This window comes from Neobacillus niacini (assembly GCF_023715415.1).
In the GTDB taxonomy this organism is placed as follows: Bacteria; Bacillota; Bacilli; order Bacillales; family Cytobacillaceae; genus Neobacillus; species Neobacillus niacini_C.
This window is the reverse complement of record NZ_JAMBOB010000008.1, coordinates 22,924-39,739: the sequence shown is the minus strand read 5'-3', so window position 1 is coordinate 39,739 and position 16,816 is coordinate 22,924. Positions and strand designations below refer to the sequence as shown.

Genomic DNA, 16,816 nt, shown 5'->3' with positions numbered 1-16,816 from the left:
CCTATTAATCTATCAAATTTTTTTATAAAAGCTTATACCCAGGTAATGTTAAGAATTCTACAAACTCATCATTTAGGATCAATCTGTCAAATAGTTCCACCGCTTCAGTGAAGCGGCCATTCTCATAAGTGTCAGAGCCAATTTCATTCTTTATTTTCTCTAGTTCCTCAACCTTAAAATGCTTATACATCTCTGCAGTTACTTTCCTTCCGTCCGCCAACACACCTTTTGGGTGGCGGATCCATTGCCAAACTTGAGCCCGTGAGATTTCAGCCGTTGCCGCATCCTCCATTAAGTTATGAATAGGTGCAGCCCCTCTGCCAGATAACCACGAAGCCATATATTGAATTCCTATATTGATATTTACGCGCACACCTTCTTCGGTAATTTTACCGTTTGGTGTCTCGAGCAAATCACTCGCTGTTATCGTAATCTTTTGTTGTTTGTTTGTATGAATCTGGTTAGCCATCGGCATTTCTCGATCAAATACTTCTAGAGCTACCGGGACAAGACCCGGGTGTGCTACCCATGTACCATCATGACCATCGTACGCTTCACGTTCTTTATCTCCACGAACCTTTGCGAATGCTTCCTCGTTAGCCTGAGGATTATCACGAATTGGTATTTGTGCCGCCATCCCGCCAATTGCGGGCGCTTTCCGTCGGTGACAGGTTTGAATCGTCAACAAGGAGTAAGAACGCATAAATGGTACAGTCATACTAACCTGAGATCGATCTGGCAGAATGATATTTTCATGGTTACGCAGTTTTTTCAAATAGCTAAAAATATAATCCCATCTGCCGCAGTTTAAGCCTGCTGAGTGTTCCTTTAATTCAAATAGAATTTCATTCATTTCAAATGCTGCCATAATGGTCTCAATTAAGACGGTTGCTTTAATCGTTCCTTGAGGTATTCCAAGTTTTTTCTGTGCAAAATTAAATACATCATTCCAAAGCCGTGCTTCTAAATGGCTTTCTAGCTTCGGCAGGTAAAAATAAGGACCTGTTCTTCTTGCCAGCAGACTTTTTACATTATGGAAAAAGTACATTCCAAAATCAAAAAAGCTCCCAGAAATAGGCTTGCCATTTAGCAGCACATGTTTCTCTTCTAAATGTAGTCCACGCGGTCTTACAAATAAAACTGCTGTTTCCTCATTCAGCACATATCTTTTGCCATTTTGATTTTCATAGGAAATCGTTCGATTTACTGCGTCTCTTAAGTTGATTTGTCCCTCGACGATATTTTCCCAGGTTGGTGAAGTTGCATCTTCACAATCTGCCATAAAAACCTTTGCACCAGAATTTAGTGCGTTGATGACCATTTTTCTTTCTGTCGGTCCAGTAATCTCTACACGGCGATCCTGAAGATCTTTTGGCAATGGAGCAATTGTCCAGTCCCCATTACGAATAGGCTTTGTTTCAGGAAGGAAATCCGGAAGCTTTCCGTGATTCAATTCCTCTTGGCGTTTTTGCCTGTACTGCAACAGTTCCATTCGCCTTGCACCAAAGTTTTGCTCAAGTTCCTCGATAAACTTCAGTGCCTTTGGTGTTAAAACCTCATCGTATTGCGCTTTCTTGGCACCAACCACTTCAATTCCTGTTGTTTGCGTCGACATGAACGTATTCACCTCTTTGTTATAATACAGCGTATATCCATGTGTTGTATTATATAACACTAATTTTCAAAATGGAACTATTTTTCAGAAAATTTTCAAAAATAGGTACAAATTCCCTGTTGAAGTTTTCTTACGTAATATCTCCAATCTGATTAGATCATTTGAAAGGTGTTTTTTTCCAATAATATTTAGCAAATGGAAGGTCATGATATAGAGGTGCTTCACAATTGTTTAAAGGAGGAATCGTTATGCCACAAATTGATGTCAACCAATTAAATCAAGCGAAAGCGAATGTAACGCTGACACAAACACTGCTTAGTCAAGCAATTGAAAAAGCAAATTCAGATCCAACCCTAGCTCAGGAAGCGATGAAACAAGCATCAAGTGAAATCTCTTCTGCTTTATCAGCTGTTACGCAAGCACAAAATACAGTAAAAGCTACTTCAACCGAATAATTTAGAAAAAGGGCTGCCGAATGATCTCCGACAGCCCTCCTACCTATACAATTCTTTCATATCTCTCTTTTGCTAAAATATACATGGCACTTCCCCAGCCTAGCGGAGTATTGGAATTATAGCTATCTGTTCTTGCAAAATACAGTTCTGGCAAGCTCCCGTCACTGAGCATTACCTTTTCTGTTCGTTTTATGTAATGATTCGCTTTTTCAACATTCCCTAATTCTAAATGGCAAAGCGCCAGCCATGGCAGCCCAAAGGTCCACTCCGCCTCCGTACCATAATAAAATGGAAAATCGTGATGCCTTCCTTCGTGTTCAACCGTGGAATAATAGGAATCCCCTTTATAGCGGATAACCCCGCGTTCACGTAATAAGTGTGATTCAATTTGGTCAACCACCACTCTCGCCTCGTCCCCCATCAAAACCCCGTAGGGGAAGATTAAACTCAATTGTGCTAAATCAAATGGACGGTCACTGCTTTCATGTGGATAAAGATGAGTAAGGGTCTGCCTGCCCTTCGTAATCCATTCTTCTGGCACAAATACGATATCTTTTACAGCCTGAAGGCCTGCTACACACGCCCCAACAGAGCTTGAATGAATTTCCCTCCATTCTTCCCACATGCCATTATCTGCGTCTTCCCAGTACTGTACACAGCCTAAGTAGCCAACCAGCTTTTGTACAATCTCGTGATCCTTATCGTCTCTGATTATCGTTTTACCTCTTTTTTGGCCCATCCCAATCCCCCAAAGGATAGCTCCAATGGCGTCATGCTGGGCATGTCCCCAAGGTGTATCTATTTCCCTGACTTCAGATGCGGAGTATCTAGAGTGAATGTATTCCCATTGCTCTCTTGGCCTTTGAACGGTATGAATATCCAACTTCCATTCGTATTCTCTAAACAAATCCAAAATTCGATGATAGGTCATTTCATAAATTTGATTGTTTTTTTCTAAATAAGGCAATGACATATAAAAAGAATCTCGTAACCAGACATAATGATAGTCCTTTGAGGAAGAGGCCAAATACAATCCATGCGGCAAACGTAACTGATCTAAAATTTGATAGCTATGAAATATTCTCTCGTTCATCCATTCAACCTCATTTCCTTTTTATCTTTCTTTTTAGCCCGTTTGCAGCCTTTTTATACAACCAAAAAATATGTATAAACTATGAAAAAGTTGTCTATGCTTACTACTATAAAAATAGATTAGGAGAGTGGGGAACATGAAGTTTTTGATAGTAGGGGTGAACAGCAATGAGCGTGGATGAATTAGATAAAATTATTGCTGTTAAAAGGATGGATTTAGAGGAATGTGAACATGAACTTAACAGTCGATATTACCCGTCGGTAGTAAGAATTGCGATGATGAATTACATTATAAATCTACAAGAACAATTAGAGGAATACGAAAACAACCCGATTAACTTGTAAAAAAAAATGACGTGTGAATTCACACGTCATTTTCTATGTATTGCAATAACCTTGAAAAGTCAGCCTCACGATTTGGATTTTTCAAGAATTCTTCACTTACGATTGCTGTTAATATTTTTCCCTTTCTAGAGGGGTCTTTCACTTCTTTTAAAATTCGCTGCCTAGCTGAAAATAGGAATTCTAGATATTCATCATACGATTCATCAAATTGGTTCTCTAACTGTTCTCTTATTTTCCTCGCAAGTGTTGGACTAGCCCCGCCTGTAGATACAGCAATGCTCAACCGTCCCCGCTGAATATGAGAGGGAACATGGAAATCCGATCCATCTGGGTCATCGGCAATCGTCACCAGCTGATGGTCGCTCGCTGCCATTTTGATAGACTGATTTAACACTTTATCATTCGTTGCAGCAAAAATTAAAAACGCCTCTTCAATATCCTCTTTTGAAAAAGACTTTTCAAGCCACTTTATCAATCCACCACTCGCTAGTCCTTTAAGTTCATCTGTAGCTTGAGGACTAATTACCGTGATAAGCGAGCCTGTACCGAGCAGTCCGGCTACTTTCCGTTCTGCAACCCTGCCGCCGCCTATGACCACTACTTTTTCCCCCTCGAGCCTTACCATAATCGGATAGTTCGAATTCAATCATAAACCCTACCTTTCCTCAGGCATCCTAGACTGGATTAAGTATTCCACCATAGCTTTTCTTGTTGGAGCATCAGGCATTCCATCTACTACTAAGCTCGCACGTTCAGCTGCCTTTTTTGTGTTGTGTCCCATGCATACCACTTGTACATCCTTCAAAAGGTCAAACACGTCAATACCGCATTCCTTCAGGCTTTCGATAAATACTTCGACGGATGCCGCACTTGGAAAAACCATTGTATTTACATCAGCTTCTTCTAGCATACGATGAAAAATAGGCAGAAACTGCTGATCTAGCTCTTTTTTACTCGTAACTAAAAAGTCTGCATTTTCAAACTCATATTTATTATTCTCTCCGACAACCAGCAAGCTACCTTCCTGTGGCATGTCTTTGATGAGTCTAGCAATAAACCCACGCTCTCTTAATGCGTTAATCGATTTGCTCGAGCACCCATAGAAATCAGCAGTTATTTTTCGAATATCTATCCCTTTTTCAATAACGGCACTAAAGAATTCATCGACACTTTCAGGCGATGAGAACATAATTTTATCGAAGTCGGTAATATTCCCCAATTCAACAGGTACTTTTGTCTTTTTCCATTTAGGAAACTCGATGACGTCTGCCCCCTTTTCCATCAATTCCTTCGCTATGCCACTAACACTTACACCTGTGCGGGCAAGTAATATTTGACGGCCGTACAAGGGCATTTTTTCAAACCAGCTGATTTTTTCACGGAGAGAAATGACATCTCCAACAAGAATAATCGAAGGGTTGCTAAACTTCGCCTCAAGCACCTTTGCTACAATATCAGTTAAACTTCCTTGTAAAGTCTTCTGGCGCCCAAATGTTCCCCACTGTATTAAAATCACTGGCGTGGCTGCTGATTTCCCATGGGCGATGAGATTTTCACAGATATATGGCAGATTACCAACACCCATGTAAAAAGCTATCGTATCAACACCGCGGACAAGGCCCTCCCAATCAAGCATTGGCTTACCATCGACTGATTTATCATGTGCCGTTACGACTGCGAATGATTCCGCATGTTCACGATGAGTAACAGGAATTCCGGCATAAAGGGGGGCTGCAATCCCCGATGAAATGCCAGGAACAATTTCAAATGGAATTTGATAGTGTGCAAGGGCTGCCGCTTCTTCGCCAACACGGCCAAAAACACCAGGATCTCCGCCCTTTAATCGGACTACCATTTTACCCTCTAATGCTTTTTCAACTAAAAGGTCGTTGATATGCTCTTGCCGTAAAGTATGGCGGTCAGGTAATTTGCCGCAATAAATCAGCTCGCAATCATCTGGAGCAAACTCCAATAGCTTTGGATTGGCCAGGCGGTCATATAAAATAACTTCCGCCTGCTGAATTGCCTCCATTCCCTTCACCGTGATTAAGCGAACATCCCCTGGCCCTGCTCCCACTAAAAATACTTTTCCTGTTTTCATCCTGCAGCCATCCTTCCAAACTCTTTATAAAAAGCTCTTTTCTTAACCTTTATTGATTTGTAGATTAGAAACACTTGAATGAGCAATAAATTATTGCAAAACAGCCTTATATAATAATATAAACGTTATTTCCTTCTACTTCCACCTGATAGGTCTTTACTTTGCCTTCATCCGGTGCTTGAACTTTTCCGTCAGCTAAGGAGATTTTCCAATCATAGACTGGGCAGAAAACAAACTCACCGCTTACTAGACCTTCGGTTAAAACACCGCCTTTTGGATGCGGACTTCGGTTTTCAATTGCGAATACATTACCGTTTGAAACTTTAAACAACGCTATTTCATTATCATCAATTTTCACGGAATAACCAGCCTTGACTTGGAGATTAGAATAATTAGCAACTAGAGTACGAGTTTTTGTTAAGATCATTTATAATCACTCTCCTGCCTTGACAGTGTGTACTGCATAATATTTTTCTTTAATATTTTCACTTTCGATTGCTTCATTCCAAGGCTCAATGTACTTCTTCAACGTTTGATTCATGCGCTCATTTAACGCTTTTCTCTTTTCTTCGTTTGCGAGGACCTCTTTTACATGCTCTAAGCCAACTCGTTCTACCCACTTTGAAGTACGCTCCAAGTAATTGGCTGTTTCTCGGTAATATTGAAGGTAGGCACCAGTCATTTCCATGACTTCAGCTTCTGTTTTCACTGTAGCTAATAGGTCACCAGCACGAAGATCGACACCCCCATTACCGGCTACATAGATTTCCCAGCCTCCATCAATACCTACAAAACCAATGTCTTTAATCCCCGCCTCTGAGCAGTTTCTTGGGCAAGCGGACACACCCATTTTTACTTTATGTGGTGTATCAAGACGTTCAAATTTCTTTTCGAGCTCAATTCCAAGTGCCATTGAATCCTGTGTACCATAGCGGCAGAATTGTGCTCCTACGCAAGTTTTAACGGTACGAAGTGTTTTTCCATATGCATAACCTGATGGCATATCAAGCTCTTTCCACATGCTTGGCAGGTCTTCTCTTTTCACTCCAAACAAGCCAATCCGCTGCCCGCCGGTTAATTTTACTAATGGCACCTCATACTTTTGGGCAACCTCAGCAATTTTTTTCAAATCAGCAGCAGTCGTAACGCCGCCATACATTCTTGGAACAACTGAGTAGGTTCCATCCTTCTGTATATTCGCATGCATTTTTTCATTTACTAGACGTGAGTCACGGTCATCTTTGTATTCATCCATGTGAATCATGCCAAGGTAATAGTTGATAGCCGGACGACATTTCGTACAACCTTCTTCGTTATTCCACTCTAGAACGTTCATAACTTCTTTCACACTTGTTAAGCCTTTTTCCTTAATTTCAGCAATCAATTCTTCACGGCTGATGGTTGTACAACCGCAAATGCTTGTTTTTTGTGCTGCAGCGGCATCAAATTGATCACCAAGTGTATAAGCTAAAATGTCATTCACCATCGGTTTACAGCGTCCGCAAGAACGGCCGGCATTGGTACAATGACTAACTTGATCAAGAGTAGTCAGACCTTGTGTTTTGATCGCTTCGACAATTGCACCTTTCGTTACACCGTTGCATCCGCATACCAATTCATCATTAGGCATGGAGGCAATGTCGCCGCTTCCGCCTTCTGCTGAACATTGTGATTCAAAAATCGCTACCCCAGTAATATCCTCTTTTTTGGACAGCATTCGGAACAATCTTGTACTATCTTTTGTGTCACCATAGAGGACAATCCCAACAATTCTGTTATTGCGGACTAATACCCTTTTATAGATACCCTCATATTCGTTGTAAACCATAATGGATTTAGTGGTACCATCTTCGAAAATTTCACCTGCTGAGTAAAGGTCCACTCCAGCAACTTTAAGTTGAGTTCCAGTAACGGAGCCCTTATATGGCGCCGCTTCTATCCCACAAATTCTTTCCGCCAGAATTCTACCTTGCTCGTATAATGGCGCAACTAAGCCATATACAATTTCTCTGTGTTCGGCACATTCACCAACAGCATAGACATTCGGTGCACTTGTTTCCATATAGTCATTCACAACAATTCCACGATTGACATAAATTCCGCTGTCTTTTGCGACACTGGTATTCGATTTTATTCCGATTGCCATTACAACAAGATCCGCTCTCGCAAAGGTCCCATCTTTAAAACGAAGCCCAGCAACACGCTCATCACCGATGATTTCAACTGTTTCCTTTTCCATTAAAAAGTTCATACCCTGTGATTCGAGCTCTGCTTTCAGTAGGGATGACGCAATTGGATCTAGCTGACGCTCCATTAAACTCGGCATTAAGTGGACCACATCCACCTTCATGCCTAGGTTTAGTAGTCCTCTTGCTGCTTCAAGACCTAAAAGTCCGCCGCCAATTACCACTGCTTTTTTATATTGATTTGCTGATTTGATCATCATTTCACAATCATTTATATCACGAAAACCGGTCACACCTAATTTGTCTGCACCCGGAATTGGCAGGATAAAAGAATTAGAGCCTGTGGCAATAATCAGTTCATCATACTCAACTTCACGACCTTGGTCGGAAATCACCTTCTTTGCTTCTATATCAATCCTCGTTACTGCTTCACCAGTAAATAATTGAATCTTATTTTCTTTATACCAGTCTAATGGATTAATAATAATTTCTTCAAAACTTGTATCCCCTTGAAGAATATTTGATAATTTTATGCGATTGTAGTTGGGGTGTGGTTCTTGTCCAAAAATAGTAATTTCAAATTGATCTGGTGAAAGTTTAAGAATTTCCTCTATTGTCCTAACTCCCGCCATCCCGTTTCCTATCATCACTAGTTTTTTCATCTTGGATTCGCTCCTTATAGGGTTTATCTATGAATTTACGTTAATTATGTTTTTCTCTATAAATACATAGTAATCCTCTTCGGACAGAAATATTGTGAAGTACGTCACAAATTACCTTTAGTTTGTGAACACCTTCACATAATTGTCAAATATAGATAGGAAAGTGGATGGTGGGTAATCTTTTGGACTATTTTGGTGGGGTTTTGGACTTTTTCAGAGGGTTATGGACCATTTTCGTATAGTTTTGGACTTTTTTATAATCGTTTTGGACTTTTTCCAAGGGGTTTTGGACTATTAGACATTATTTTCCATAAATCAATGAATTAAAAAGCCCAACTCCTTTGAATTGGGCTTTAAAAATTGGAAATTAATACATCTCAGATGTTGTTTTAGCTTGCATATGAAGCAGCAAGTAGTCAGGACCGCCTGCTTTGGAGTCCGTTCCAGACATGTTGAAGCCGCCAAATGGCTGATAACCAACAATTGCACCCGTACATGAACGGTTGAAGTATAAGTTACCAACATGGAAGTCTTCACGAGCCTGCTCAAGGTGTTCACGATTCGTCGTGATAACGGCACCCGTTAAGCCATACTCAGTGTTGTTCGCAATTTCAATCGCTTCCGTGAAATCCTTTGCTTTCGTGAAACCAACCACTGGTCCAAAGATTTCTTCCTGCATGATTCGTGCATCTGGAGCAAGGTCAGCAATCACCGTAGGTTGAATGAAGTAGCCTTTTGAATTGTCTCCTTCGCCGCCAGTCATTAACTTGCCTTCTTGCTTGCCGATTTCTACATATTCCATGATTTTCTTGAAAGCATTATTATCGTTAACTGGACCCATGAATGTACCTTGCTCAGTTGGGTCACCTACTGTTAATTCTTTGGTTAATTCAACCACACGGTTCAATACTGTATCATAAACACCCTCAACGATAACGGCACGAGAGCATGCTGAACATTTTTGACCAGAGAAACCAAATGCTCCAGCAACAATGGATTGTGCAGCAAGCTCAAGATCTGCTTCTGAGTCAACCACGATGGTATCTTTACCGCCCATCTCCGCAATCAAACGCTTCATCCAAACTTGACCTTGGTTTACTTTTGATGAACGTTCGAAAATACGAAGTCCGACATCTCGTGAACCCGTGAAGCTGATGAAACGAGTATCTTTATGGTCGACTAAGTAGTCGCCAACTTCAGCGCCGCTTCCTGGTACAAAGTTTAAAACACCTTTAGGAAGACCTGCTTCTTCCATGACTTCAACGAATTTCGCTGCAACAACAGGAGTCGTAGAAGCTGGTTTAAGTAAAACCGTATTTCCAGAAACAATCGCTGCTACTGTTGTACCAGCCATAATCGCTAATGGGAAGTTCCAAGGTGAAATGATGATTCCAACGCCTAGTGGAATATAGTTATAACGGTTAAATTCGTTTGGACGGCTATTTACCGGAACGCCATCTTTAAGTTGTAGCATTTGGCGGCCGTAATATTCAAGAAAGTCAATGGCTTCTGCAGTATCTGCATCCGCTTCTCTCCATGGTTTACCTGCTTCCTTTGTTAAAAGAGCAGAGAACTCATGTTTACGGCGGCGAATGATGGTCGCAGCTTTGAATAATACATCTGCACGTACTTCAGCTTTCACTTTTTTCCAAGTTTTAAACGCTTCAACAGCTGCCTGCATGGCTTGTTCCGCAAGATCCCTGCTAGCTTTGGATACGCTGCCAATTATTTCTTTGTGATTAGATGGATTATAAGAAACGATTTTATCTTCGGTTGTAATTCTTTCTCCGCCGATTACAAGTGGGTAATCTTTGCCTAGGTAACTCTCAACTGTCTTTAAACCGTTTAAGTAGTCTTGACGGTTTTCTTCATTTGTAAAATCTGTGAATGGTTCATGCTTATAAGGTTGCACCATATCTTAAAACCTCCTATGTATTAAAAACATTACATCCTTGTACATTCTAACATGTTTCTTTTATCGCTATCAATGGATTGCGTTAAAGGGACATAAATGTAAAAAAAGACCTGACCAAGAAGTCAGGTTAGTAAATATGGACAAATGGTTCGGCTTCGTTTGCCTTGCGGACAATTAATGCTTCTGGTCCGTCAACACTAGATACATTTACCGAAACGGATATATAATTTGGAAAATGCTCGAGAACAAGACCGGTTACATATTGTGTAAATCCAATAGCCTCTGATTTCCCATAGAACTGGATTGGGATGGTAATATCTAAATCAGTAAATTGATCTCCAATATAGAAAGCCCGACCAATGACGCCGTTAAAGTTTGGAAAATACTCCTCAACATCCTGTTTAAAGTTTAAAAAGGCTGTTACATCATCACGATGTGCCTCTTGTGCCTCCGTAGATGGAAATAGGAAGTATTTTTCAGCAACTGGCTCCCAAGCATTAATGGTTGAACTTCCTTTATCAACAGTTGCATAGGTGAAAAAAGTGCCTGGAACAACAGAAGATCTGCTTTGCTGCTCAAATAGAGCAATAGTAATCGGAACATCCTTTAAATTCTTCGTTGCCCGGAGACGTTGAAGGACCTCTTCCGCTATCTTTTTCCCTTCCCGTTCCATTTCAGCAAACTCAATTTTCCGCTCAAAGTAAGGTTCACCTACGGCCGTTCTGTAATAATGGACAGAATTTAATGCAAGTCCTATAACGACACCGCCCAATTTAACAGTATCATTTTCACCTTTGATTAGGTAATTATGTTCCAAAATATGAGCTAAATAGATTGGGCTTTGACTATTTCCTTCTTTAAAATCTGCTCCGTCTGCCATAAGCGGGTTTAAGCCGATATTTTCATTTTCTTTCAAACCCTCTTCTTTTAGTTGCGCTTCTGTAAACTTACGATTCAACCAAAGCCTGACAGTATTTCGTTTTAATTCCTGTCCTTCACGGAATAAATAGGTTTTTGGATCAAATTGGTGCTGAGCAATTCTCATTAACCCAGTTTCAAATTCATTAATGTCATATCTAGTATTAATATTTCCAACGATTAATCCGCGTGCTTCCCCTGGTTCGAACGGTAATATCGTCCGATAGTAGTTGTCTGAAATATTATATTTCGGAATAATTGCTTTCTCTTTCGCCTCTTCTTTTGTTTGCACAACATTCTCCTGCTTTTGAAAGTTTGGTGCACATCCACTGAGCAGAATGACAAGGGAAAGAGCGAGCAATGAGAGTTTTCTCACATCGATACACCTCTTATTTATTTAATTCTACCAAGAGCTTCTCCTCGTCCCAAACTTCAATTCCTAGCTCCTCGGCCTTTTTTAGCTTTGAACCAGCATCCTCACCCGCAATTACAAGGTGCGTTTTCTTGCTGACACTTCCTGAAACATTCCCTCCAAGAGCTTCAATCTTCTCTTTGGCTTCATTTCTAGAAAGCTGTTCCAATTTACCTGTTAGAACGACCGTTTTTCCAGCAAAAAAACTATCTGAATCTTGTGCTGAAACAGGTTTTGCTCCTTTGTATTCCATGTTAACTCCGGCCTCTGCTAATTCCTTTAGCAGTGCTTCCGCTTCTTCTTGTTCAAAAAAGGCAACAATTGAATCTGCCATTTTATCACCAATTTCATTGATTCCAATCAAGTCTTCCTTTGTTGCAGCAGCTAGTTTGCCCATACTATCAAAGCTTTGTGCAAGTGTTTTAGCTGCTTTTGCGCCAACATGGCGAATTCCCAGGCCAAATAATAGCTTTTCTAATGAATTAGCTTTCGATGCTTCAATCGCTTTTAACAGATTCGTTACTGATTTTTCGCCCATTCTTTCTAAAGCTATCAGCTGATCATAGGTTAGTTTATAAATATCCGCAACATCCGAGATTAGTTTTTCGGCAAAAAGCTGGCTGATGACTTTTTCACCAAGGCCATCAATATTCATCGCATCACGAGATACAAAATGAATCAACCCTTCACGAATTTGCGCCGGACACTTCGGATTTATACAGCGTAAAGCAACCTCACCTTCAAAACGGACAAGCTCACTTTCGCATTCTGGACAATGCGTTGGCATTTGAAAATCACGTTCTTCACCGGTTCGCTGTTCTAGTAGGACATTAACCACTTCAGGAATAATATCTCCAGCCTTTTTAACAACCACCTGATCGCCAATCTTAATATCTTTTTCTCGAATTAAGTCTTCATTATGCAAGGATGCACGCTGAACCGTTGTCCCTGCTACCTTAACTGGTTTTAAGATGGCAGTTGGAGTGACAACACCAGTCCTTCCAACGCTTAATTCAATATCTAAAAGCGTTGTAACGACTTCCTCAGCAGGGAATTTATAGGCAATTGCCCAACGCGGGCTTTTCGCCGTTGTTCCAAGCTTGCTCTGGTGTTCATAGGAATCTACCTTTATAACAATTCCATCTATTTCATAGGGTAAATTCGGGCGTTTATCCACCCAGCTATTTACATATTCAATGACCTCGTTAATAGTAGGGCACTTTCGTCGCTCTTTATTTGTTTTGAAGCCAAGATGATCTAAATAATCGAGTCCCTCACTATGTGAAGCAGCGTCTATCTCATTACCTCCGCCAATTCCATATAAAAAGACATCAAGGTTCCGTGAAGCTGCAATTTTCGAATCAAGCTGCCTTAGTGAACCCGCCGCCGCATTACGTGGATTTGCTGCTAACTCTTCCCCGCGTTCTTCTTTTGCTTTATTTAATGCCTCAAAAGAACTCTTCGGCATGTATGCCTCGCCTCGAACCTCTAATGTTACAGCTTCACGTAAGCGAAGGGGAATCGATTTAATTGTCTTTAAGTTAGCCGTAATATCCTCGCCAATGGTGCCGTCCCCTCTTGTTGCACCTTGGATAAATAAACCATCTTCATACCTTAAAGAAACAGCAAGACCATCAATCTTTAATTCACAAACATACGTGAAATCATCTCCCACCGCCTGGCGAATACGGCGGTCAAAGTCTTTTAAATCCTGTTCGTTAAAAGCATTCCCTAAGCTTAGCATAGGTGTGCGGTGCTCTACTTTTTCAAATAAATCTAGTACCTGACCGCCAACACGAACAGATGGTGAGTCTGGTGTTTTTAATTCCGGGAAATTTGCCTCAATCTCTAGCAGCTCCTGCATTAAACGGTCATACTCAGCATCGGGTACAGTGGGTTTATCCAGCACATAGTATTCATAGCCATATTGATTTAACAGGCTTCTTAGTTCATTGACTTTCAATTCCGCTGTTTGAAGGTCCATATATCCAGCCCTTTCATTGTAAAATAATACGAGAATAGCCCCATAGCTGGGGCAATTCTTTTTTTATACTACCTTATACTTTTTTTGTAATGGGAGCGAACTTTGCCAGCAGGCGCTTGATGCCGGTTGGACTTGGGAACGCAATATCCAGCTCAGTTCCTTCGCCTTCTCCTTTAACACTTACCACTGTTCCAATACCCCATTTTCCATGTTCAGCTTTATCGCCGACTCTCCAGCCAACCGTATCCCCGCCAGTAGCTGCAGCTAAAGGTCTCATGACTGGTTTTCTAGTTACCGGTGTTCCGAAGGATGTTCCCATCGTTCCAGATGTGTTTCTTCCAAAAGAAGTTCCTGTCGTTCCAGAAGTGCTTCTTCCAAAAGAAGTCCCTCTTGATCCGAAAGGAGTATTCATTCGTTTCTCCTCTTTTTCCACACCTTCTAACAGGTCTTCCGGTATTTCACTGATAAACCGGGATGCGGGATTCATGCTTGTACGTCCATACAACGTTCTCATCTGAGCATTTGTGATAAAAAGAGATTGCTCGGCCCGAGTTATACCTACGTATGCCAAGCGCCGCTCTTCTTCCATTTCCGCTTCTTCCATTAATGAACGGCTATGTGGGAAAACTCCTTCTTCCAATCCAATTAAAAAGACAACAGGAAATTCCAGCCCTTTTGCAGAGTGCAAGGTCATAAGAGTAATGGAATCTGTTTTTTCACCTTCATCATCTAACGAATCAATATCGGCGACGAGTGCTAAATCCGTTAAGAAAGCAACTAGGCTTCTATCCTCACTGCCTTCTTCAAAGTTTTTCGTAACAGATAATAATTCATCTAAGTTCTCGAGTCTGCTTTGGGCTTCGATTGATTTCTCCGCTTTCAGCATTTCACGGTAACCTGACTTATCTAAAATATCCTCTACCAATTCCGTTACGGATAAAAACTCTTGCATTTGAGTATAGTTATTAATTAAATCTCTAAATTCTCTAGCGCCCTTGGTAATCTTTGGACTTAATCCTAGTAACTCAACGGAGTCGAGCGCCTTAAAAATAGAGATATCATGCATAGCAGCAAAGTTAGCCATTTTATCTACTGAGCTTGACCCAATCCCACGTTTTGGGACGTTAATAATACGCTGTAGGCTGATATCATCATCAGGATTAGAAATAAGTCTCAAATAGGCAAGCATGTCCTTGATTTCTTTTCTGTCATAGAACTTTGTTCCGCCGACAATGCTATATTCAATATTTGACTTTAAAAGCACTTCCTCCATTACACGGGACTGAGCGTTAGTCCGGTAAAGGATGGCGACGTCTGAATTCTTGTACTTGCCATCACGTGTTAATTCTTTTATTTTCCCCGCAACAAACTGTGCTTCTCCTTGCTCACTATCTGCACGATAGTAAACTAGTTTGTTCCCCTCTGGGTTTTCAGTCCAAAGGTTCTTTGCTTTACGGGTTGCATTATTTTCAATGACTTTATTTGCTGCTAGCAGAATTCTCTTTGTGGAACGATAGTTTTGCTCTAAGAGAATCACTGTAGCATTCGGATAATCCTTCTCAAACGAGAGGATATTGGCAATATCTGCACCCCGCCAGCGATAAATCGACTGATCAGAATCCCCGACAACGCACAGATTCTTAAAACGGTTTGCAAGAAACTTGACCAGCATATACTGTGCTCGGTTTGTATCCTGATACTCATCCACATGAATGTATTGGAATTTCCGTTGATAATATTCGAGTACTTCAGGTACACGCTGAAATAGCTGAATGGTCATCATAATCAAGTCATCAAAATCGAGTGCTTGATTTTTCCGTAATCGTTTTTGATACTCTGTGTAAACATCACTTACCGTTTGTTCAAAATATCCCCCAGCGGTTTTTGCATACTCTTCCGGGTCAACCAATTCATTTTTTGCTGAGCTGATTGCTCCTAAAATTGCCCGTGGGTCATACTTTTTAGGGTCAAGATTCTTATCCTTAAGAATTCCTTTTACCACTGATTGCTGATCACCAGTATCTAAAATTGTAAAATTCCGGTTATAGCCCATCCTGTCAATGTCTCTGCGCAGTATTCTTACACACATCGAGTGGAACGTAGAAATCCAAATTTCTTCGGCTACCCCGCCCATCATTTTCCCGATACGCTCTCTCATTTCACGAGCCGCTTTATTTGTAAAAGTAATCGCTAGAATGTTATAAGGATTTACACGTTTCTCAACGATTAAATAGGCTATTCGATGCGTTAGTACTCTCGTTTTTCCACTTCCTGCACCAGCCATAAGTAAAAGCGGGCCGTCCGTTGCTTTTACTGCACTTTGCTGTTCTGGGTTTAACCCATTTAAAAGCTTTTCTGATAAGTATTGCAATTCCTTCACCACCAAACCAAACATTTGTTCTTATTTTAACTCTTTCTATCCAATTAAGCAAATTTTCATCGTACACTTTTTACGGTTGCTAACGCTTGTTCAAAGTGATCATAAATGGCGTTTCCAACCACAATGACATCTGCATGCTCCGCCATTTCAACGGCTTGCTCAACAGATGAAATTCCCCCGCCATAAAACAGTACTGTTTTCTCAAGGACGTTTTTAACTTCTGAAACTAATTGAGGATCACCATATTTACCGCTATATTCAAGATAGAAGATGGGTAAATGGAACATCTTCTCCGCCATCATTGCGTACGCCTTTACTTCTTCGGTTGTAGCATCTGAAATGGCTGATGTCAGTTTAGCTGCTTTGCATTCTTCATTCAATATGCAATAGCCTTCCATGACAATCTCTTCCCAATCCATAATTTCACCAAATTCTTTTACTGCCCGATGGTGAAGTCCGGTTATCCACTTTGGGTCATTGCTATTTAAAATTGTCGGAATAAAATAAAGGTCAAAGCCAGGGGTAACGATATCAATACTTGAAACTTCGAGGACACAAGGAACAGTATAGCGGCGGATTCGAGCCATAAGATCAAGAACCTTTTCCAAGGTTACCCCATCACTGCCCCCCACAATAACAGCGTCTGTTCCAGATTCGCATATTTTCTCTAACTTCTCATCACATATCTCTTTATTTGGATCGAGTTTAAACACATGGCGCCACTCGCGAAAATCATACATCCCAAGATCCT

The 16,816-nt window shown here is 40.8% G+C and carries 13 protein-coding genes; 2 read left to right on the top strand and 11 right to left on the bottom strand.

Annotated elements, in window-relative coordinates:
• Nucleotides 1-22 precede the first annotated feature (22 nt).
• Entirely contained in the window at nt 23-1,615 is a 1,593-nt protein-coding gene (gene aceB / locus M3189_RS18910; protein WP_251636567.1) for a malate synthase A, read from the bottom strand.
• A gap of 248 nt (nt 1,616-1,863) precedes the next feature.
• Here aceB and M3189_RS18905 point away from each other — a divergent pair, with 248 nt between their 5' ends.
• The gene (locus M3189_RS18905; protein ID WP_251636565.1) at nt 1,864-2,070 is read left to right on the top strand and encodes a hypothetical protein; all 207 of its coding nucleotides are present in this window, start codon (nt 1,864-1,866) and stop codon (nt 2,068-2,070) included.
• A gap of 43 nt (nt 2,071-2,113) precedes the next feature.
• Here the strand turns inward: M3189_RS18905 and M3189_RS18900 are convergent, their stop codons facing one another.
• Nucleotides 2,114-3,163 (bottom strand): glycoside hydrolase family 15 protein, encoded by a 1,050-nt coding sequence (locus M3189_RS18900; RefSeq protein ID WP_251636563.1) that lies wholly within the window; start codon nt 3,161-3,163, stop codon nt 2,114-2,116.
• A 167-nt stretch (nt 3,164-3,330) separates the two neighbouring features.
• Between M3189_RS18900 and M3189_RS18895 the strand changes: the two genes are divergently transcribed.
• On the top strand, nt 3,331-3,507 hold the full coding sequence (locus tag M3189_RS18895) for a hypothetical protein (protein WP_251636560.1): 177 nt from the start codon (nt 3,331-3,333) through the stop codon (nt 3,505-3,507).
• A 19-nt stretch (nt 3,508-3,526) separates the two neighbouring features.
• Here M3189_RS18895 and M3189_RS18890 read toward each other — a convergent pair whose 3' ends face one another.
• The 9 genes from M3189_RS18890 to M3189_RS18850 all read right to left on the bottom strand — a co-directional run bounded on the left by M3189_RS18890 (nt 3,527) and on the right by M3189_RS18850 (nt 16,805).
• Nucleotides 3,527-4,153 carry an NAD(P)-binding protein gene (locus M3189_RS18890; RefSeq protein ID WP_251636558.1) on the bottom strand — a complete coding sequence of 209 codons (627 nt, stop codon included), beginning with the start codon at nt 4,151-4,153 and terminating at the stop codon, nt 3,527-3,529.
• A gap of 9 nt (nt 4,154-4,162) precedes the next feature.
• Nucleotides 4,163-5,608, bottom strand: coding sequence for a uroporphyrinogen-III C-methyltransferase (gene cobA, locus M3189_RS18885; protein ID WP_251636555.1), 1,446 nt, complete (start codon nt 5,606-5,608; stop codon nt 4,163-4,165).
• Nucleotides 5,609-5,714: 106 nt separating this feature from the next.
• Nucleotides 5,715-6,035, bottom strand: a complete 321-nt coding sequence (gene nirD / locus M3189_RS18880) for a nitrite reductase small subunit NirD (protein WP_251636553.1) — start codon at nt 6,033-6,035, stop codon at nt 5,715-5,717.
• Between the two features lie 6 nt (nt 6,036-6,041).
• Nucleotides 6,042-8,456, bottom strand: coding sequence for a nitrite reductase large subunit NirB (gene nirB / locus M3189_RS18875; RefSeq protein ID WP_251636550.1), 2,415 nt, complete (start codon nt 8,454-8,456; stop codon nt 6,042-6,044).
• Between the two features lie 367 nt (nt 8,457-8,823).
• On the bottom strand, nt 8,824-10,371 hold the full coding sequence (gene pruA, locus M3189_RS18870; RefSeq protein ID WP_251636543.1) for an L-glutamate gamma-semialdehyde dehydrogenase: 1,548 nt from the start codon (nt 10,369-10,371) through the stop codon (nt 8,824-8,826).
• 127 nt (nt 10,372-10,498) lie between these two features.
• Nucleotides 10,499-11,665, bottom strand: coding sequence for a CamS family sex pheromone protein (locus M3189_RS18865; RefSeq protein WP_251636535.1), 1,167 nt, complete (start codon nt 11,663-11,665; stop codon nt 10,499-10,501).
• A 13-nt stretch (nt 11,666-11,678) separates the two neighbouring features.
• Nucleotides 11,679-13,685 carry an NAD-dependent DNA ligase LigA gene (gene ligA / locus M3189_RS18860; RefSeq protein ID WP_251636533.1) on the bottom strand — a complete coding sequence of 669 codons (2,007 nt, stop codon included), beginning with the start codon at nt 13,683-13,685 and terminating at the stop codon, nt 11,679-11,681.
• A 73-nt stretch (nt 13,686-13,758) separates the two neighbouring features.
• Entirely contained in the window at nt 13,759-16,056 is a 2,298-nt protein-coding gene (gene pcrA / locus M3189_RS18855; RefSeq protein ID WP_251637083.1) for a DNA helicase PcrA, read from the bottom strand.
• Nucleotides 16,057-16,121: 65 nt separating this feature from the next.
• Nucleotides 16,122-16,805, bottom strand: coding sequence for a heptaprenylglyceryl phosphate synthase (locus tag M3189_RS18850; RefSeq protein WP_251636531.1), 684 nt, complete (start codon nt 16,803-16,805; stop codon nt 16,122-16,124).
• Nucleotides 16,806-16,816 lie beyond the last annotated feature (11 nt).

What these genes read in the sequence shown, in the direction of transcription:
- aceB (WP_251636567.1), bottom strand. Translation starts at nt 1,615, where the DNA reads ATGTCGACGCAAACAACAGGAATTGAAGTGGTTGGTGCCAAGAAAGCG.
- M3189_RS18905 (WP_251636565.1), top strand. Translation starts at nt 1,864, where the DNA reads ATGCCACAAATTGATGTCAACCAATTAAATCAAGCGAAAGCGAATGTA.
- M3189_RS18900 (WP_251636563.1), bottom strand. Translation starts at nt 3,163, where the DNA reads ATGAACGAGAGAATATTTCATAGCTATCAAATTTTAGATCAGTTACGT.
- M3189_RS18895 (WP_251636560.1), top strand. Translation starts at nt 3,331, where the DNA reads ATGAGCGTGGATGAATTAGATAAAATTATTGCTGTTAAAAGGATGGAT.
- cobA (WP_251636555.1), bottom strand. Translation starts at nt 5,608, where the DNA reads ATGAAAACAGGAAAAGTATTTTTAGTGGGAGCAGGGCCAGGGGATGTT.
- nirD (WP_251636553.1), bottom strand. Translation starts at nt 6,035, where the DNA reads ATGATCTTAACAAAAACTCGTACTCTAGTTGCTAATTATTCTAATCTC.
- nirB (WP_251636550.1), bottom strand. Translation starts at nt 8,456, where the DNA reads ATGAAAAAACTAGTGATGATAGGAAACGGGATGGCGGGAGTTAGGACA.
- pruA (WP_251636543.1), bottom strand. Translation starts at nt 10,371, where the DNA reads ATGGTGCAACCTTATAAGCATGAACCATTCACAGATTTTACAAATGAA.
- ligA (WP_251636533.1), bottom strand. Translation starts at nt 13,685, where the DNA reads ATGGACCTTCAAACAGCGGAATTGAAAGTCAATGAACTAAGAAGCCTG.
- M3189_RS18850 (WP_251636531.1), bottom strand. Translation starts at nt 16,805, where the DNA reads ATGTATGATTTTCGCGAGTGGCGCCATGTGTTTAAACTCGATCCAAAT.